Origin of the sequence: Streptomyces sp. NPDC059668 (assembly GCF_042734135.1) — a bacterium.
Taxonomy (GTDB): domain Bacteria; phylum Actinomycetota; class Actinomycetes; order Streptomycetales; family Streptomycetaceae; genus Streptomyces.
In genome coordinates, this window is sequence record NZ_JBHWEL010000039.1 from 60,197 (window position 1) to 78,006 (window position 17,810).

A 17,810-nucleotide genomic window follows, 5' to 3' on the forward strand; every position below is an offset into this window, starting at 1 on the left:
GCGCGCCCGCCCGCCCCCCGCCCCCCCCCGGCGGGGGGGGGCGCCCCCCCCCCGCCCCCCCCCCCGGCGGCGGCGGGGGGGCCCCCCCCCGCCCGCGCCCCCCCCCCCCCACCCCGAGGTCGACGCGGTGCTCGTCCTCACCCCGGACCACACCCACGCCGACCTCGCCCGCGAGGCACTGCGCGCGGGCAAGCCCGTCTTCGTCGAGAAACCCCTGGACATCACCATCGAGCGCTGCGACGCCGTCCTGCGCACCGCCTTCGAGACGGGCACCCGCCTCTACGTCGGCCACAATATGCGGCACATGCCGGTGATCCGCCTGATGCGTGACCTGGTCCGGAGCGGCGCCGTGGGGAACGTCAAGACGGTGTGGGTGCGGCACTTCGTCGGCTTCGGCGGGGACTGGTACTTCAAGGACTGGCACGCCGAACGCCGCTACACCACAGGCCTGTTGCTCCAGAAGGGCGCCCACGACATCGACGTCCTGCACTGGTTGGCTGGCGGCTACACACGGCAGGTGCAGGCGCTCGGAGACCTCATGGTGTACGGGGACAACCCGTATCGACGGGCGCCGGGCGAACCCAGGACGGACGACTGGTACACCGAGGACGGCCACTGGCCCCCGCACACCCAGCGGGCGCTCAACCCGGTCATCGACGTCGAGGACGTCTCGCTGGTCAACCTGCGCCTGGACAACGGAGTGCTGGCGGCCTACCAGCAGTGTCACTTCACCCCCGACTACTGGCGCAACTACACCGTGATCGGCGACGCGGGCCGGCTGGAGAACTTCGGGGACGGGCCCGGCGCCGTGGTGAAGGTCTGGAACACCCGCCGCTCGGGGCACCGGGCCCTGGCCGACGCCGAGTACCCGGTGCCGGAGCCCTCCGAGGGCCCTGGGGACGCCGGGCACGCTGGCGCCGACCCACTGCTGATCGACGAGTTCCTCCGGTTCGTCCGGGACGGAGGGCACACCGACACCTCCCCGGTCGCCGCGCGCATGGCGGTCGCCGCCGGGTTCCGGGCCACGGAGTCGCTGCGGGACGGCGGCACCGCGCGCGAGGTGCCCGCGCTCGACCCCGAGCTGCTCGCCTACTTCGAACGGGGACAGGTGCCCGAGGAGGTGTAGGAGCCGGTGCCGGGGCCCGGGATTGCGACGTGTGAAGGAAAGCTGCGGCCGCGTTTAAGAAAACCTCGATGGACCAGGACTACGGTCGTACGGCAGATTCCTCAGGGAATACACCCCTCTCCCCGGTACGGGCCCCTTCGGCGTGCCCTGCCCCCGGGGGCTCACCCACAGGAGCCGTTGCGTGAAGGCGCTGGTCAAGGAGAAGGCGGAGCCCGGGCTCTGGCTCGTGGACGTCCCGGAGCCCGAGATCGGCCCCGGTGACGTGCTGATCAAGGTCCTGAGGACCGGGATCTGTGGCACCGACCTGCACATCCGCAACTGGGACGGCTGGGCGCAGCAGGCCATCACCACACCGCTCGTGCTCGGCCACGAGTTCGTCGGCGAGGTCGTCGCGACCGGCCGTGACGTCGACGACATCCAGGCCGGGGACCGCGTCAGCGGCGAAGGCCACCTGGTCTGCGGCAAGTGCCGCAACTGTCTGGCCGGACGCCGCCACCTCTGCCGCGCCACCGTCGGCCTCGGCGTCGGCCGTGACGGCGCGTTCGCCGAGTACGTCGCCCTGCCCGCCACCAACGTGTGGGTGCACCGGGTCCCCGTCGACCTCGACGTCGCCGCGATCTTCGACCCGTTCGGCAACGCCGTGCACACCGCGCTCTCCTTCCCGCTGGTCGGCGAGGACGTGCTGATCACGGGTGCCGGACCGATCGGCCTGATGGCCGCCGCGGTGGCCCGGCACGCGGGCGCCCGCAACGTCGTCGTCACCGACGTCAGCGAGGAGCGCCTCGAACTCGCGCGCAAGATCGGTGTGAGCCTCGCCCTGAACGTCTCGTCCGCGACGATCGCCGACGGCCAGCGCGAACTGGGGCTGCGCGAGGGCTTCGACATCGGGCTGGAGATGTCCGGCCGCCCCGAGGCGATGCGCGACATGATCGCCAACATGACCCACGGCGGCCGGATCGCGATGCTGGGCCTGCCCGCCCAGGAGTTCCCCGTCGACTGGTCCCGGATCGTCACCTCCATGATCACGATCAAGGGGATCTACGGCCGGGAGATGTTCGAGACCTGGTACGCGATGTCGGTGCTTCTCGAAGGCGGCCTCGACCTCGCTCCGGTGATCACCGGCCGTTACGGCTTCCGCGACCACGAGGCCGCTTTCGCCGAGGCGGCCGGCGGCCGCGGCGGCAAGGTCATTCTGGACTGGACCCTCTAAGGAACTGATGATGTTCGATTCCGTACGCGACGATCTGCGCACCACCCTCGACGAGATCCGCGCCGCCGGGCTCCACAAGCCCGAGCGCGTCATCGGCACCCCGCAGTCCGCGACCGTGAGCGTCACCTCGGGCGGCCGTCCCGGCGAGGTCCTCAACTTCTGCGCGAACAACTACCTCGGCCTCGCCGACCACCCCGAGGTCGTGGCCGCGGCCCACGAGGCCCTCGACCGCTGGGGCTACGGCATGGCGTCCGTGCGCTTCATCTGCGGTACGCAGGAGGTGCACAAGGAGCTGGAGGCGCGGCTGTCCGCGTTCCTCGGCCAGGAGGACACGATCCTCTACTCCTCCTGCTTCGACGCCAACGGAGGCGTCTTCGAGACCCTGCTCGGCGCCGAGGACGCGGTGATCTCCGACGCCCTCAACCACGCCTCGATCATCGACGGCATCCGGCTCTCCAAGGCGCGCCGCTTCCGGTACGCCAACCGTGACATGGCCGACCTGGAGGCCCAGCTCAAGGAGGCGTCGGACGCCCGGCGCCGGCTGATCGTCACGGACGGCGTCTTCTCGATGGACGGCTACGTCGCCCCCCTCCAGGAGATCTGCGACCTCGCCGACCGGTACGACGCGATGGTCATGGTCGACGACTCGCACGCTGTCGGTTTCGTCGGCCCCGGCGGGCGGGGCACCCCCGAGCTGCACGGCGTCATGGACCGCGTCGACATCATCACCGGCACCCTCGGCAAGGCGCTCGGCGGCGCCTCCGGCGGCTACGTCGCGGCCCGCGCCGAGATCGTCGCCCTGCTGCGCCAGCGCTCGCGCCCGTACCTCTTCTCCAACACGCTCGCCCCCGTGATCGCGGCGGCGTCCCTGAAGGTCCTCGACCTCCTGGAGTCGGCGGGCGATCTGCGCGAGAGGCTCGCCGCGAACACCGCGCTGTTCCGCTCCCGGATGACGGCCGAGGGCTTCGACATCCTCCCGGGCGACCACGCGATCGCCCCGGTCATGATCGGTGACGCGTCCGTCGCCGGGCGGATGGCGGAACTGCTCCTGGAGCGCGGTGTGTACGTGATCGGCTTCTCGTACCCGGTCGTCCCGCAGGGCGCGGCCCGTATCCGGGTGCAGCTGTCGGCGGCGCACTCGACGGACGACGTGAACCGCGCGGTGGACGCGTTCGTGGCGGCGCGGGCGGAGCTCGAAGGCTGAAAGACCCGTGTGACCTGAGAGAATCGGTCGCATGATCGAAGCGCGGCGGCTCCACATCCTTCGTGCGGTGGCCCACCACCGCACGGTGACGGCGGCTGCCGCCGCGCTCTATCTCACGCCTTCGGCGGTCTCCCAGCAGCTGACCGCCCTGGAGCAGGAGACCGGGCACCGGCTCGTGGAGCGGGGGGCCAAGGGCGTCCGGCTGACCCCCGCCGGCGAGATCCTGCTCGGCCACACCCACGCGGTGCTGGCCCAGCTGGAGCGGGCCGAGGCCGAGCTGGCCGCCTACAGCGCGGGTTCCGCGGGCACGGTCACCGTCGCCGCCTTCGCGACCGGCATCGGCCTCGTGGTCGCTCCCGCACTCGCCCGTCTCGCCGCCACCGCACCCGGTATCCATGTCCGGGTGCAGGACGCCGAGGGCGACGCCAGCCTGCCGATGGTGCTCGACCGGCAGGTCGACATCGCGGTCGCCGTCGAGTACCGGGGCGCCCCGGACGCGGACGATCCGCGGCTGACCCACGTCCCCCTGTACGCCGAGCCGTTCGACGCGGTGGTCCCGGTCACCCACCGCCTGGCCGACGCCGACGAGGTGCCGCTCGCCGAGCTCGCCAAGGACCCCTGGATCGGCCCGTACCCCGGCAATCCCTGCCATGACGTGGTGGTCCTGGCCTGCGAGAACGCGGGATTCGAGCCGCGTCTCGAACACTCCTCCGACGACTTCCGTGCCGTCGTCGCCCTCGCCTCCGCCGACGCGGGCGTCGCGCTGGTGCCCCGCTCGGCGCTGATCGGCATGGACCTCACGGGCGTGGTCGTGCGCCCCGTCGACGGGGTCGCGCCCACCCGGCGGGTCTTCGCGGCCGTACGGCGTGGCGCGGAGGGGCATCCGCTGATCCGTCCGGTGCTGGACGCGCTGGCGCGGGCCGCGACCGTGGAGTGAGGTGTCCGACTCCCGGACCCACTCACTGTCTCTCATGTTTGGGATAGCATCCCGAATATGGGAATCGAGGTGCGGGACTCCGTGGATGCCCGCCTGGGGGCCCGGCTCGCCGAGCTGCGGGCCGCACAGGGCTGGTCGCTGGCGGAGCTGGCGGAACACAGCGGGGTCAGCCGGTCCACCCTGTCCCGGGCCGAGCGCGCTGAGATCAGCCCCACGGCCTCGCTCCTGAACCGGCTGTGCGCCGTGTACGGACGGACCATGTCGCAGCTGCTCAGCGAGGTCGAGGCGGAACCCGCCGGGCTGGTGCGGGCGGCCGACCAGACGGTCTGGAAGGACGGCGCCTCCGGCTTCGTACGACGGTCGGTGTCCCCGCCGCACCCGGGGCTGCGCGGCGAACTCGTCGAGGGACGGCTCGTGGCCGGCGCCGACATCGCGTACGACCGGCCCCCCGTGCCCGGCCTGGAGCAGCACATCTGGGTGCTCGACGGGGCGCTGGAGGTGACGGAGCGGGACGTCGAGCACCGCCTCGGCACCGGTGACTGCCTGCGACTACGGGTGTGGGGCCCGACCCGGTTCCGCTGCCCCGGCCCGCAGGACGTGCGGTACGCGCTGGTGGTGGTGCGCCCGTGATCACCGTCTCCCGGCTGAGCGCGGCCGAAGTCCTCGCCCACGCCGAGGAGTTGGCCGGCCTCCTGACCGACACCGTGGACGGCGGGGCCTCGGTCGGCTTTCTCGCGCCGCTCGACCACGCGTCGGCCGTGGTCTGGTGGGAGGGGCGTGCGGCCGCGGTGTCGGCCGGCAGCCTCGCGGTGTGGGTGGCGCGGAGCGCGGACCGGGTGCTCGGCACGGTCGGCCTGGCCCTCCCCGACAAGCCCAACAGCCGCCACCGCGCCGAGCTGGTGAAGCTGATGGTCCACCGGGAAGGCCGCGGGCGGGGACTCGGCCGCACGCTGCTGACCACCGCCGAGCGGGCGGCCGCCGTAGCCGGGGTCACCCTCCTGCACCTCGACACGGAGACCGACAGCCCGGCCGAGAACCTCTACCTGTCCGCGGGCTGGACCCGCCTCGGGGCGATACCCGACTACGCGACGACCCCCACGGGTGTCCTCCGTCCGACGACGATCTTCTACAAGCGGGTGGGAGACCCCGCCGCGGCTGCGACCTGAGGTGCCGCACCGGCGACATCACGTGCCGCACCGGCGGCTCCCGCATCCCGGCCCGGCCGGCCCCTTCCGGTCGTCCCGCTGATCGCGCAGGTCAGTGCCGGTGTGTCGGTGCCATTGGCTACCGTGCTCCGCATGTCGCCGAACGCCGAAGACGTACGCCGGATCGCCCTGTCCCTGCCGGACACGACGGAGAAGACCGCCTGGAGCATGCCCACCTTCCGGGTCGCGGGGAAGATGTTCGCCACCCTGCCCGAGGAGGAGACCTCCATCGCCGTGCGCTGCCCCAAGGAGGAGCGCGACGAACTCGTCCTGGCGGAGCCCCGGAAGTTCTGGATCGCCGGCCACGAGGCGGGCTTCGCCTGGGTCCGGGTCAGGCTCGTGGCGCTGGAGGACGACGACGAACTCCGTGACATCCTCGCCGACTCCTGGCGGCAGGCCGCCCCGCCCCGACTGCTCGACTCCCACCCGGAGTTGGGGCTCCCCGCGGACCGGTGAAAATCCCTCCGTCACCGGGTGTGCCGCGTGACATGATCCGGGGGCCGGGGCGGAGGCAGGGACGCCCGGTTCGCGGGGGGAGCCGCGGGGGCGACTGCGGGTGAGGGGCGCGGGCGGGATGTACGGAACGTCACCGAGTGGTGAGCCATCGGGGTCCGGATCGACGGCCGACGAGGACGCGGTGGGTCCGGGCGCCGGGGCCCCGGACGGGAGCGACCGGACCGTCGACCCGATCGCGGCTCCGGCGCCGTCCACCGCCACGGTCCCCGGCCGCCACCGCCCCGCCGCCGTGACCGGCCTCGCGCCGGTCTGGTCGCGGGACTTCGCGCTGTTCTTCGTCGCGCGGGCGCTCGCCCGGCTCGGCGACACGATGCTCCCGGTGGCGCTCGCCGCCGGACTGCTCCAGCACGGTTACGGGGCGGGAGCCATCGGCCTCGCGATGGCCGCGTCCGCCGCCCCGTTCGCCGGGCTGGTGATCTTCGGCGGGGTCATCGCCGACCGGTTCAGCACGCGCAAGCTGATGATCGGGGCCGACCTCGTACGCCTGGTCACCCAGGCCCTCGCCGCGGGGCTCTTCTTCACCGGCCACGTGGTCCTGTGGCAGATCTGCGCGATCGGCGCGGTCAACGGCGCGGCCGGAGCCGTCTTCCAGCCGGGCGTCGCCAGTACGGTGCCGCGTCTGGCGGCCGACGTGCAGGGAGCGAACGGCGCGATCCGGATCGCCGAGTCCGCCGCGCAGCTCGCGGGTCCGGCCCTCGCGGGGCTCCTGGTCGCGTTCTCCTCGGCCGGCGGGGTCTTCGCGGCGCACTCGGCGACGTACGCGCTGAGCGCCCTGTGCCTGCTCCTGCTCCGCCTCCCTCCGGCCCCGCCCGGGAGCCGGCCGCACGGCGGTAGTTTCCGGGGCGATCTCGTCGTGGGCTGGCGGGAGTTCAGGGCGAGGACCTGGCTGTGGGGGGTCATCGTCATCTGGTGCGTGTACATGCTCTTCATCTCGGGTCCCACCGTCCCCCTGGTGGCCACGGAGGTGGTCCAGCGGCACGGCGCGAGCGCCTACGGCCTTATCAACTCCGCGCTCGGCGCCGGCACCGTCGTGGGTGGCCTGCTGGCCCTGCGGCTGCGACCCCGCCGCATGCTGCGGGCCGGCTCGATCGCCCTGTTCGCCTTCGCCTGCTTCCCCGCCACCGTCGGTGCGGGGCTCGGGGTGCCGGCCATGTCGGCCGGAGCGGCGGTCGCGGGTGCGGGCATGTCGTTCTGGGGCGTGATGTGGGCGACCAGCGTGCAGACGCAGGTCGCTCCCGACGTCCTCAACCGCATCCACGCCTACGACGTCGCGGGCTCCCTGGCGATGATGCCCTTCGGCCAGGCGCTGGCGGGGCCGGCCGCGTCGGTCCTCGGCGCCGACAACGTCCTGCTGGTGGCGGGTGCGATGACGTTGGTCGTCTGCACGTCCCTGCTGCTGGTGCCCGCCATCCGTGACCTGCTGCGCGTCGACCCGCCGGCCCGGCTGCCCCGTACGGACCGCGCCGTACGCCACCCGGCACGCCACGACCCTCACTGACGGGCCTGCGGCCGCCGTTGAATCCTCCCTCGGTACGGCGCGCCGCCGGTCGCACGCAACGGGGTCCGACCGGACCGCCGTTGGCACCTGCCCCCGGTGCGCCCGGGTTGCCGCTCGCACGCAGCCTGGCGCGCTGGGGCCGTCGGTCGGGTGCGCCCCTGGCTGTCCAGAGGCGCCGGTCGTGTACAACGCGGTGTTCTGGACTGCCGTTGGCGTCTGTCTCTAGATGCCCAGGTTGCCGCTCGCATGCGACCTGGCGTGCTGGGGCCGTCGGTCGGGTGCACCCCCGGCTGCCCAGAGTCGCCGGTCGCGCACAACGCGGTTCGTCCGGACCGCCGTTGACGTCCCCTGGGTGCACGGGTTGTCGGTCGCGCGCAACCTGGTGTCTGAGGCTGCCAGCTGCGTGCACTCCGGGCTGCCGGTCACACACAACGTGAGCTGTCCGGGCGGCCGTTGACGCCTTCCCGGGCCGCCCGGGCAGGCGTGCCGCACGCAACGCGCGGCACGCCGGGGCCGCCAGGCGACGTACCCCGGCGTGCCGGAGCCGTCGTCGGTCGCCCGTCATCCGGGACGGCCGTCGGCGGCCGGTGCGTGACCGGGGCCCGGGGCGCAACCTGGACCGTCGGTCCCGCACGACCGGGGCGCCGGTGACGTACAACTCGGGTCGGCAGGGCCTACGTTCGCAGGAGACCCGGGGTGCCCACGCCTGCGGACGCACCCGGCCCGCACCGCCGTGACACCCGACCAGGGTCGCGGAGGCGTCCGGTCACGCGTCACCCGGAGCGCTCAGGAAGCCCCCGATCCGCTCCCGCAGGGACCCCGCGTCGAGCCCGTGCGCGGCCAGGTGCTCGTCGACGGTTCCGTACTTGCGCAGCTCGCGGCGGCCGACGCCGAGGCCGAGCACGCGGTGGGGTACGTCGGCGAGCGCGTCGGACACGGCGGCCGTGGACGTGCCCGCCAGGCAGGGCTCGACGAGGACGACATCGGTGCCGGCGGCCTCGGTGGCGCGCCGCAGCGCCGCCGCGTCGAACGGCCGGACGGTGGTGGCGTACAGCACCGTGACGTCGAGCCCCTCCGTCGCGTCGAGCACCGCGTCGAGCACCGGCCCGACGGCGACGACCACGCCGTCGCGCCCCTCGCGGACCGTGAGCATCCGTGCGCCGTCGACCGGGCGGCCCTGCGCGTTGGACTGCGTCGACAGCCGCACGTACACCTTGTCGTCGCCGGCGGCGACCGCGTGCCGCAGCAGGGTCTCGGCCTCGTCGGGGTGCCCCGGCACATGCACGGTCCAGCCGTCCAGGGTGTCGAGCAGCGCCACGTCGCCGGGTGCCATGTGGGTGAAGCCCCCGGCGGGCCAGTCGAAGGACGCGGCGGCGCTCACCAGCACCGCGCCCACGTCCTGATGGCCGAGGTCGAGCTTCACCTGTTCGAAGGGACGCTCGACGAGGAAACTGGCGAAGGTGTGCAGGACGGGCCGCAGCCCGCTGAGCGCGAGGCCCGCGCCCGCTCCGACGAGGAGCTGTTCGCGGATCCCGACGTTGATCACCCGTTCCGGATGCCTGGTCCTGGCCTCCGCGAAGCCGTCCTTGCCGATCTCGGCCAGTACGACCGCGACCCGGGGGTCCTCGTCGAGCAGCCGGGAGACGACGGGGGCGAATCGGTCACGCATGGTGTCCATGGGGTGGTCCTTTCGGCGACGTGCGGGATGAACCGGTCGGGACGGTCCCGGTGGGCGACGGGACCGGCGGCGCCGGGCGGGTGCGCGTGGGGCGGCCGCTCACGCGAGCTTCGGCTCGACCCGGGCGACGACGACGTGCGGTCGGCCCGGATGGGGCGCGGTGAAGGCGCTGTACAGCGCGTCGTGGTCCCGGCCGTCGACGGTCAGGGCGGACCAGCCCGCGGCCTCGAACCGGGCGGCGATGCCGCCGGGCCGGGCATGGCTGGCCGAGGAGTTGTCGATCACGACGGTGTGCAGCCGGTCGAGCCCGGCGGGACCGGCGTAGGCGATCGCCTCGTGGTTGCTGCCCTCGTCCAGCTCCGCGTCGCCGGTCAGCACCCAGACCCGCGGTTCGCCGAGCCCCCGCGCGCGCAGGCCCAGTGCGGTGCCGACGGCGATCGGCAGTCCGTGCCCGAGCGAGCCGCTGCCGATCTCGGCGCCCGGGACCAGCACCCGGTCCGGATGGTGCCCGAGCGGCGAGTCGTACGAGCCGAATCCCGGCAGCCACCCGACGGGCAGGAAACCCTTGGCCGCCAGCACCGCGTAGTACGCCATCGGTCCGTGCCCCTTGGAGAGCAGGAACCGGTCCCGCTCCGGATCGTCCGGCCGCTCGGGCGTGACCCGCAGCACCCGGTCGTAGAGCACCCACAGCGCGTCGAGCGTGGAGGTCGCCGCCGGTCCGTGCTTCTCGTCGCCGGTCATCAGCCCCATCAGCCGGGCGAGGTCCGGGTAGCCGTGGTCGCGTTCCCTCGTGATCGTCATGGTGACGAGAGTGCAACCTCGACCAAGCTTGAGGTCAAGCGGCGGGCCGGAGGATCCGCCGGCCGCGGAGAAAGGGGTGCGCGACCACGGGTGCGAGTGCGGTATTGTTTCGGTGCACGTTCGGCCAGGGGGAAACCCCAGGTCAGGCGGGCAACGGGACGTGGCGCAGCTTGGTAGCGCACTTGACTGGGGGTCAAGGGGTCGCAGGTTCAAATCCTGTCGTCCCGACTTTTGAAGTCGTGGCTCGGAGGCCGTCTTCTCAGCGATGAGAAGGCGGCCTCCGGGCTTTTTTGGCGTCCACTCCGGGCACCGGTTGACGAAAGCGACAGAGCTTCCTTTTCGGATATCACCCCTTGATGCGGGACAGGGGGTTGATTGCGGAAGGAATCCCGTCCGGCCGGAGGGTGCGCAGGTAACTGACCGACTGTCAATGTTCGCAAGTACTCCCCATATTGACGGTCCGTCACGACTTGCGGCGATGATACGATCGCCGCACTTGCCGAGCGGGCTACGGGCACAAAACGACTTTTCCGGCCAGCAGTACGGCCCGGGCGGTAATCCCTGCGCAGCGGGCTCCGGTTCCGCCGTGCTGACGGGAATTCAGTAGCTGGCTGCCAGTCGCTTGAAGAGAGTCTTATGACGCAATACATACAGGACCCGGCTCTCTGGGCTCTTATCGCTGGGACTCCGCTTGCAGCTGCCGCCATTATTCGTGGACAGCGGGCGGCGCGTAGTTTAAAGCAGGAGAATCAAGGGCTCAGGGATCATTACGCTGAGCTCGAGAATCAGTATTCCGCCTCGGTGAAAAAGGCTCAGGAGCAAGCCGAAGAAGCAACGAGAACGGCGCTCAAGTCGGCGATGCGTACCCTTCAGGGTCTCGCCGGCGAACAGCAGCTCGCCATTTCGAAACTGCAGACGAAGTACGGCGAGTCGCTCATCCTCCAGGACCTCCTGGACATCGACCACATGAACTCGCAGTTCGGTCGGCGCGCTCAGTCGATCGCGGTTCTCTGCGAAGGCTGGCTGGGACGGCAGCGCGATATCGCCTCCGTCTACGACGTGGTCCGCAGCGCGCAGGGCAGGATCCGTCACTTCCAGCGGGTCGAAATCCTCTCCCAGGTCGATTTCGCGGTCACCAGCCGGGCGGTCGAACCGGTGGCACTGGCACTCGCCGAACTTCTCGACAACGCCACCAGCTATTCCGCACCGGAATCCACGGTCGAGATCAACGTCCGTGCCGTGCCCAAGGGCATCTGCATCGTCGTCGACGACGCCGGCGTCGGCATGAACGAGGAGGAGAAGACCAGGGCGGCGAAACTCCTGTCGAGCGAGCGGGCCTCGGGTGTCTCCGGGCTCGGCAATCCTCCGCAGTTCGGCTTCGCGGTGATCGGTGTGCTCTGCGAGCGCTACGGCTTCACGGTGTCCGTCGACTCCACCTCCCCCTACGGGGGTGTGCGCGCCGTGGTGCTGCTGCCGGACGAGCTGCTCACCAGCATGCCGCAACCAAAGGAGCGGGCGCAGACCGTGAGCACTGTTCCCTCGCTGAACCCGAGCGGCCCGGAACCCGTCGTGGCCGCGTCCACGACCGCCGACGGACTGCCCAAGCGCCGCCGCAGGCGGGCGATGGCCATCGTGCCGCAGAGTTCCGACACCGCGAGCGCGCCGGTCCGCTCCGAGGAGGAGACCGCCTCGATCATGGGCGCCTTCCAGCGCGGCACCCAGACCGGTCGAGCCGCGCACCCGGACCCCGCGGACCGGACGAGCAACGCACATGAGGCAAGCAGCGAAGGGCATGAGGTTTCGTGAACAACGATCTGTCATGGATGCTTGACGGCGTCCTGGAGATTCCCGGCGCTCTGCACGCGGTCCTGGTCTCCGCCGACGGGCTCCTGATGGCCTCCTCCAAGGGGGTCGACAGGGACACCGCGGACACCGTCGCCGCCGCGATGAGCGGCGTGCAGTCGTTGAGCCGCTCGATCGGGTTCTTCTGCGACGGGACCGACCTGAAGTGGCGTCAGACGCTGGTCGAGTTCGACGGCGGCTGGGTCTTCCTGATCTCCGCCGGTGAGGGCGCCTACCTCGCGGTCTCCGCCTCCACCGACATCGACATGGCGGACATCACCTTCCGTATGCAGCAGTTGGTCGGACAGCTGGGCAAGGCGCTGACGACCCCGCCGCGCGAGAACATCGGCGCACGCCCGTGACCGACTCCGACCAGCAGGAGCCCGAGACCGCGGAGTTAGTGCGGCCGTACGTCATCACCAACGGCCGGGATCTCCCCGAGGGCGACCAGTTCTCGCTGATCACACTGGTCACGGCCGCCGCCGACCACCCCCAGCGGCGGACCCGGCTCTCTCCCGAGGAACAGAGCCTGCTGGAGATGTGTTCCGGCGGCTACCTCTCGGTCGCCGAGATCGCCGGACACATGCGCCTGCCCATGGGCGTGGTGAAGATCCTTCTCAACGCCCTGGCCGAGGGCGGTTACCTCATCACGCGCGCGCCGGTGGCGCGTGCGCGCCTGGTCGACGAGCAGATACTTCAGGAGGTGCTGGATGGTCTCCGGGCCCGTTTTGGATGAGAAGGCGTACGTCCGCGGCGGAGCGGCGCAGACCGCCGTGAAGATCCTGGTCGTCGGGCACTTCGCGGTCGGCAAGACCACCTTCGTCGGGACGATGTCCGAGATCCCTCCGCTGTCCACGGAGGAGACGATGACGCAGGCCGGCGAGGAGATCGACGACCTCAAGGGCGTCCGCGGCAAGACCACCACCACGGTCGCCATGGACTTCGGGCGCCTGACGATCAGCGACCACGTCGTGCTGTACCTGTTCGGTACGCCGGGACAGCAGCGGTTCGTGCAGATGTGGGAGGACATGGCGCGCGGCGCGCTCGGCGCCCTGGTGCTGGTCGACCCCGAGCGGCTGGCGGACTCCTTCGCCGTCATCGACCTGATCGAGCAGTACGGACTGGCGTACGCCATCGCCGTCAACCGCTTCGACGGTACGCCGATCCGTGAGGAGCACGCCCTGCGTGAGGCACTGGATCTGCTGCCCGACACTCCGGTCGTCACCTGCGACGCGCGTGACGAGAAATCATCAGCCAGCGCTCTGATCACCCTCGTTCACTATCTGCAGGACCGTGCCCGCTAGGAGCAAGAATGAACACTGATTCCACCGTTCCCGTGCCGCCACCCGGGTGCCCGGCCCATGCCACGGGTGAGCCGGTGCCGCTGCACGGGCCGGAGTTCGCGGCCGATCCGCAGGCCTATTACGAGTACATGCGTCACTACGGGCCGACCGCGCCGGTCGAACTCGCCCCGGGTGTCGAGGCGACCCTGGTCACGGATTACTCGGCGGCGCTCCAACTGCTCCAGAACGCGGGGTCCTTCCGGAAGGACTCGCGTCGCTGGCGGGACTTCAACGACGGCGTGATCAGCCCGGACAGCCCGGTCCTCCCGCTGCTCGTGTACCGGCCCAACTGCATGTTCAGTGACGGCGCCGAACACATGCGGCTGCGGCAGGCCGTCACGGACAGCTTCGCGCGCGTCGATTCGCACTGGCTGAGCCAGAGTACCGAGCGGGTGTCGAACTACCTCATCGCACAGTTCAGTACGCGCGGCTCCGCCGACCTGCTCAACGACTACGCCAAGCTGTTGCCGCTCTTCGTCTTCAACGAACTCTTCGGCTGCCCCGCCGAGATCGGTGACCGCGTCCTCTTCGGCATATCCGGCATCTTCGACGGCGTGAACGCCGAGAAGGCGAACGCGGTGCTGTCCCAGGCGGTGGGCGAGCTGGTGGCCCTCAAGCGATCCCGCCCCGGCGACGACGTCACCTCCTGGCTGATGCAGCATCAGGCGGCCCTGACCAACGAGGAGATGGCGCACCAGCTCGTCCTCCTCCTGGGAGCGGGCGCCGAACCGCTGCGCAACCTCATCTCGAACACCCTGCACCTGCTGCTCACCGACGACCGCTACGCGGCGGGCGGGCTGATCGAGGAGGCGATCGACACCACGCTGTGGAAGAACCCGCCCATGGCCAACTACGCCCCGCACTACCCGGCCACCGACATGGAGTTCGCCGGGCAGAAGCTGGCGGCCGGTGATCTGGTCCTGGTCAGCTTCGCGGCGGCCAACACCGACCCGGCGCTCGCGTCCTCCCGCCACGCCTCCAGCAACCGGTCCCACCTCGCGTGGAGTGCCGGACCGCACGCCTGCCCGGCGAAGGACCCGGCCCGGCTCATCACCGTGGCGGCCATCGAGAACCTCTTCAACCGGCTGCCCGATGTCGAACTGGCGGTCCCCGAGGACAGCCTGACCTGGCGGCCCGGCCCCTTCAACCGGGCCCTGGCCGCACTGCCGGCCCGTTTCCACCCGGTCCGGGCCGTCCGGTCGCCGGACGCGCGGGAACAGCCGCAGACCGCGGCGCGGACCGACCAGGGCGGCGCACCGGGCCGGCAGGACCGGGGCGGCTTGTGGAGTTCGTTCCTTTCCTGGTGGAAGGCGTGAGCTACGCAACAGCCGGCAACATCCGCACACAGCATGAACTTTCAACCGTGGGGGTAGGGAAGAGCGCGGCATCCGTGTTGTAACACAAGTTAAAGGAGGTGTCGTGGAGCCCTCGTCCACCGACGCCACTTCAGCTCAGCACCCCGCAGCATCCCACCAGCCCCTACGACCGGCCTCGCGGAGGAGTTCCCACCCCCGCCGGGCCATACGCATCACACCGCACAGGCCGGAAGGCGAGATACCCGCCCGCACAGGCGGGTATCTTTTTGCCCTCTCCCCGGAGCCCCGCTCCCGCCGGGCTCCCGTCCCGCCCCACCCGTGGCGCGCGAACTCCGCGTCGCTCCGGGAGGGTTGCCGGTGATCTCCTCCCGTCTCAACGGTGGACAGATCGTGGCGACCCAGCCACTGGGCACCTTCGTGTCGGACCAGTTACTACGCCTGTGCCGCGCCGTGGGACTGCGCCGGTCCGACGCCGAGGTCTACGCGCGTGTCCTGACGGACTGTCTGGGCAGCGGGGCGCAAAGGCCGTTGGACCAGCCGCCGCCCCACCCGAGCTTCCTGTCCGACGACCACACACCGGTCGAGTACTCCCTCGCCCTCGTCCCTGACGCGCCCCCGACGCTGCGGGTGCTGCTGGAACCGGGGTACGCGGCCGAGACCCTGGAACAACAGGGCCGTATCGGACTGCGTGTCGTCCGCGCCATGGCGGAGCGATGGGGCTTCTCCACCGGCCGGCTCGACGGGCTGGAGGACCTGTTCCTCCCCCCGGACCCCCAGGGCCCGCTGGCGCTGTGGATCGCTCTGGAACTGCGTCCCGGCGGGGTGCCCAAGGTCAAGATCTATCTGAACCCCGCGGCGTCCGGGGCGGACCGGGCCGCCGAGACCCTGCGCGAGGCGCTGGACAGACTCGGCCACCGGCAGGCGTTCGACGCGCTGCCCCCGGCCGACGGCTATCCCTTCCTCGCCCTCGACCTCGGTGACTGGGAGACACCCCGGGTGAAGGTCTACGTCACCCATCGTGACGCGTCGGCCGCCGACGTCGGCTCGCTGTCCCGCGGCGAGCCCGGCCCGGGACGGGAGACCGTCGAGGAGTTCTTCCGGGTCGCGGCGGGCCTGGAGGGAACGGACCGGCACGCCGGCGCGGGGGAGACGCTCCGGCTGGCGGGACGGCCCGTGCTCTCCTGCCACTCCTTCACGGAGACGGCGACCGGCCTGCCGAGCGGCTTCACCCTCCACGTACCCGTCCGGGACTACGTCCGGCACGACGGGGAGGCACACGCCCGCGCCACGGCCGTGCTGCGCCGCCACGGTATGGACCCCGCCGCACTCGACCGGGCGCTGGCCACCGTCACCTCGCGACCACTGCACGACGGTGTCGGCCTCATCGCCTACCTGGCGCTAGTCCACGAACGGAACCGGCCGCCCCGCGTCACCGCGTACATCTCCTCGGAGGCGTACGCCGTGCGGCCGCCGTTGCCCGCACGGCCGCGTCACCAGCCGTTCTCTTCCCCCCGCGCGGCGCGTACCGAGCCGCGCGAAACCCTCCACTCAGTAGGACACGGAAAGGCAGGAGCAGAAATCAGGATGGAGCCGTACCGGATCAAAGTCGTCGAACCCATTCCGCTCACGACCCCCCAGCAGCGCAAGGCGGCCATCGAGCGGGTGCACTACAACCTCTTCGACCTGCGCGCCGACGAGGTGACCATCGACCTGCTGAGCGACTCGGGCACGGGCGCCCTGTCCTCGGCGCAGCTCGCCGTGGGCATGGCCGGAGACGAGTCCTACGCGGGCTCGCGTTCCTTCTACCGCTTCCGCGACACGGTGTCGGAACTGACCGGCTACACCCATATATTGCCGGCCCACCAGGGGCGTGCGGCGGAACGCATCCTCTTCTCCAACCTGCTCGAACCCGGCGACACCGTCCTGTCCAACACGCACTTCGACACCACGCGCGCCAACGTGGAGCTGAACGGCTGCGTGGCCCGTGACCTGCCGTGCCCCGAGGCCCGGAACCTGGACAGCCGGGAGCCGTTCAAGGGGAACATCGACCTGGGGGCGCTGGAACAGGCGCTGGGGGAATCGACCGGATCGCGCGTCGCCGCGGTGGTCATGACGATCACCAACAACGGCGGTGGCGGCCAGCCCGTCTCCATGGAGAACCTGCGTCGGGCGTCGGAACTGTGCCGCCGGCACTCCGTCCCGCTGATCCTGGACGCGGCCCGCTTTGCCGAGAACGCCTGGCTGGTCACCCGGCACGAGGAGGCCTACCGCAACCACACTCCCCGGCAGGTCGCCGAGGAAGCGTTTCGTCTGGCCGACGGCTGTGTGATGAGCGCCAAGAAGGACGGCATCGTCCACATCGGCGGCTTCATCGGGCTGAACGACCCGGAGCTCGCCCAGAAGTGCGAACTCCTCCTGATCGCCACCGAGGGGTTCCCCACCTACGGCGGCCTCGCCGGACGTGACCTCGACATGATGGCCCAGGGTCTCCAGGAGGTGACCGAACCCTCGTACCTCGCGGAACGGGCGGAGAGCGCCGACCATCTCGCCCAGCGCGTCCGTGCCGCGGGCGTCGACATCCTGGAACCGCCCGGCCTGCACGCCCTGTACCTCAACGCGGGACGGCTGCTGCCCCACATACCGCCCCACCAGTACCCCGGACACGCCCTGGCCTGCCGGCTCTATCTGGAGGGCGGTATCCGCTCGGCCGAACTCGGCTCGCTCTACCTCGGCGAGGAGGACGAGGAAGGGAACCCGGTCAAGAGCCCGCCGTACGAGCTGGTCAGGCTGGCGCTGCCGCGTCGCGTGTACACCCGCAGCCACTACGACCACGTCGGCAGGACCCTGGAACGGATCGCCAAGACCGCGGAGTCCGTGCGCGGTTACCGGATCGTGGAGCAGTCCCCGATTCTGCGGCACTTCCGCGCCAAGCTCCAGCCGGTGACCGGCTAGCACCGCCGCGGAGCGGCGCCCGACGGGTCCCGCACGGCCGTCGGGCGCCACCCCACGCCGGGGGACGGCCGGCCGGTGGCGGGGGAAGGCCGCGGGGGGGGCCCCCCGCGGGGGCGGTGTAACAAGGGCCGCGGCCGCGGACCCTAGCAGGTGAGGTCTCGGGGGGGGGGCGTGGCTGTATC

At 71.3% G+C, this 17,810-nt stretch carries 15 protein-coding genes, 1 tRNA gene and 1 pseudogene; 15 read left to right on the top strand and 2 right to left on the bottom strand.

Features of this window, described 5'->3' with window-relative positions; translation table 11 throughout:
- Positions 1 to 112 precede the first annotated feature (112 nt).
- From ACFV2J_RS25605 to ACFV2J_RS25640, 8 genes and pseudogenes are all read left to right on the top strand, one after another.
- Positions 113 to 1,126: pseudogene (locus ACFV2J_RS25605) on the top strand (Gfo/Idh/MocA family protein); the annotation flags it as partial.
- Between the two features lie 181 nt (positions 1,127 to 1,307).
- Positions 1,308 to 2,336 carry an L-threonine 3-dehydrogenase gene (gene tdh, locus ACFV2J_RS25610; RefSeq protein ID WP_385440781.1) on the top strand — a complete coding sequence of 343 codons (1,029 nt, stop codon included), beginning with the start codon at positions 1,308 to 1,310 and terminating at the stop codon, positions 2,334 to 2,336.
- Positions 2,337 to 2,346: 10 nt separating this feature from the next.
- Positions 2,347 to 3,540 (top strand): glycine C-acetyltransferase, encoded by a 1,194-nt coding sequence (locus ACFV2J_RS25615; protein ID WP_329291875.1) that lies wholly within the window; start codon positions 2,347 to 2,349, stop codon positions 3,538 to 3,540.
- Positions 3,541 to 3,571: 31 nt separating this feature from the next.
- The gene (locus tag ACFV2J_RS25620) at positions 3,572 to 4,477 is read left to right on the top strand and encodes a LysR family transcriptional regulator (RefSeq protein WP_385440784.1); all 906 of its coding nucleotides are present in this window, start codon (positions 3,572 to 3,574) and stop codon (positions 4,475 to 4,477) included.
- A 57-nt stretch (positions 4,478 to 4,534) separates the two neighbouring features.
- Positions 4,535 to 5,107: a helix-turn-helix domain-containing protein gene (locus ACFV2J_RS25625; RefSeq protein ID WP_385085654.1), complete on the top strand. Its 573-nt coding sequence runs from the start codon at positions 4,535 to 4,537 to the stop codon at positions 5,105 to 5,107.
- Positions 5,107 to 5,643 (top strand): GNAT family N-acetyltransferase, encoded by a 537-nt coding sequence (locus ACFV2J_RS25630; RefSeq protein WP_385085658.1) that lies wholly within the window; start codon positions 5,107 to 5,109, stop codon positions 5,641 to 5,643. The genes ACFV2J_RS25625 and ACFV2J_RS25630 overlap by 1 nt, the downstream gene beginning before the upstream one ends.
- Positions 5,644 to 5,775: 132 nt before the next feature.
- The gene (locus ACFV2J_RS25635) at positions 5,776 to 6,138 is read left to right on the top strand and encodes an MmcQ/YjbR family DNA-binding protein (protein ID WP_385085656.1); all 363 of its coding nucleotides are present in this window, start codon (positions 5,776 to 5,778) and stop codon (positions 6,136 to 6,138) included.
- A 118-nt stretch (positions 6,139 to 6,256) separates the two neighbouring features.
- Positions 6,257 to 7,696, top strand: a complete 1,440-nt coding sequence (locus ACFV2J_RS25640; RefSeq protein WP_385440789.1) for an MFS transporter — start codon at positions 6,257 to 6,259, stop codon at positions 7,694 to 7,696.
- Positions 7,697 to 8,462: 766 nt separating this feature from the next.
- Here ACFV2J_RS25640 and ACFV2J_RS25645 read toward each other — a convergent pair.
- Both ACFV2J_RS25645 and ACFV2J_RS25650 read right to left on the bottom strand, forming a co-directional pair.
- Entirely contained in the window at positions 8,463 to 9,374 is a 912-nt protein-coding gene (locus ACFV2J_RS25645) for a transketolase family protein (RefSeq protein ID WP_385097929.1), read from the bottom strand.
- A gap of 99 nt (positions 9,375 to 9,473) precedes the next feature.
- Entirely contained in the window at positions 9,474 to 10,175 is a 702-nt protein-coding gene (locus tag ACFV2J_RS25650; protein WP_385097926.1) for a transketolase, read from the bottom strand.
- Positions 10,176 to 10,329: 154 nt separating this feature from the next.
- Between ACFV2J_RS25650 and ACFV2J_RS25655 the strand changes: the two genes are divergently transcribed.
- The 7 genes from ACFV2J_RS25655 (at position 10,330) to ACFV2J_RS25685 (ending at position 17,628) form a co-directional block, all read left to right on the top strand.
- Positions 10,330 to 10,403 (top strand) — tRNA-Pro (locus ACFV2J_RS25655).
- A 408-nt stretch (positions 10,404 to 10,811) separates the two neighbouring features.
- Complete coding sequence (locus tag ACFV2J_RS25660; RefSeq protein WP_385095416.1) at positions 10,812 to 11,981, top strand: sensor histidine kinase; 1,170 nt, start codon at positions 10,812 to 10,814, stop codon at positions 11,979 to 11,981.
- Positions 11,978 to 12,379 carry a roadblock/LC7 domain-containing protein gene (locus ACFV2J_RS25665; protein ID WP_385095413.1) on the top strand — a complete coding sequence of 134 codons (402 nt, stop codon included), beginning with the start codon at positions 11,978 to 11,980 and terminating at the stop codon, positions 12,377 to 12,379. The genes ACFV2J_RS25660 and ACFV2J_RS25665 overlap by 4 nt, the downstream gene beginning before the upstream one ends.
- Positions 12,376 to 12,753: a DUF742 domain-containing protein gene (locus tag ACFV2J_RS25670; RefSeq protein WP_385095410.1), complete on the top strand. Its 378-nt coding sequence runs from the start codon at positions 12,376 to 12,378 to the stop codon at positions 12,751 to 12,753. Before ACFV2J_RS25665 ends, ACFV2J_RS25670 begins: the two co-directional genes overlap by 4 nt.
- A complete protein-coding gene (locus ACFV2J_RS25675; protein WP_385095407.1) occupies positions 12,728 to 13,321 on the top strand; it encodes an ATP/GTP-binding protein in 594 nt (197 codons plus the stop codon). The genes ACFV2J_RS25670 and ACFV2J_RS25675 overlap by 26 nt, the downstream gene beginning before the upstream one ends.
- 8 nt (positions 13,322 to 13,329) lie before the next feature.
- Positions 13,330 to 14,676: a cytochrome P450 gene (locus tag ACFV2J_RS25680; RefSeq protein WP_385095404.1), complete on the top strand. Its 1,347-nt coding sequence runs from the start codon at positions 13,330 to 13,332 to the stop codon at positions 14,674 to 14,676.
- A gap of 360 nt (positions 14,677 to 15,036) precedes the next feature.
- The gene (locus ACFV2J_RS25685; protein WP_385440804.1) at positions 15,037 to 17,628 is read left to right on the top strand and encodes a tryptophanase; all 2,592 of its coding nucleotides are present in this window, start codon (positions 15,037 to 15,039) and stop codon (positions 17,626 to 17,628) included.
- Positions 17,629 to 17,810 lie beyond the last annotated feature (182 nt).

Excerpts from the sequence above, each read along its gene's own strand:
- ACFV2J_RS25645 (WP_385097929.1), bottom strand. The coding sequence starts at position 9,374 with ATGGACACCATGCGTGACCGATTCGCCCCCGTCGTCTCCCGGCTGCTC.
- ACFV2J_RS25615 (WP_329291875.1), top strand. The coding sequence starts at position 2,347 with ATGTTCGATTCCGTACGCGACGATCTGCGCACCACCCTCGACGAGATC.
- ACFV2J_RS25620 (WP_385440784.1), top strand. The coding sequence starts at position 3,572 with ATGATCGAAGCGCGGCGGCTCCACATCCTTCGTGCGGTGGCCCACCAC.
- ACFV2J_RS25660 (WP_385095416.1), top strand. The coding sequence starts at position 10,812 with ATGACGCAATACATACAGGACCCGGCTCTCTGGGCTCTTATCGCTGGG.
- ACFV2J_RS25635 (WP_385085656.1), top strand. The coding sequence starts at position 5,776 with ATGTCGCCGAACGCCGAAGACGTACGCCGGATCGCCCTGTCCCTGCCG.
- ACFV2J_RS25680 (WP_385095404.1), top strand. The coding sequence starts at position 13,330 with ATGAACACTGATTCCACCGTTCCCGTGCCGCCACCCGGGTGCCCGGCC.
- ACFV2J_RS25650 (WP_385097926.1), bottom strand. The coding sequence starts at position 10,175 with ATGACGATCACGAGGGAACGCGACCACGGCTACCCGGACCTCGCCCGG.
- ACFV2J_RS25675 (WP_385095407.1), top strand. The coding sequence starts at position 12,728 with ATGGTCTCCGGGCCCGTTTTGGATGAGAAGGCGTACGTCCGCGGCGGA.
- ACFV2J_RS25625 (WP_385085654.1), top strand. The coding sequence starts at position 4,535 with ATGGGAATCGAGGTGCGGGACTCCGTGGATGCCCGCCTGGGGGCCCGG.
- ACFV2J_RS25640 (WP_385440789.1), top strand. The coding sequence starts at position 6,257 with ATGTACGGAACGTCACCGAGTGGTGAGCCATCGGGGTCCGGATCGACG.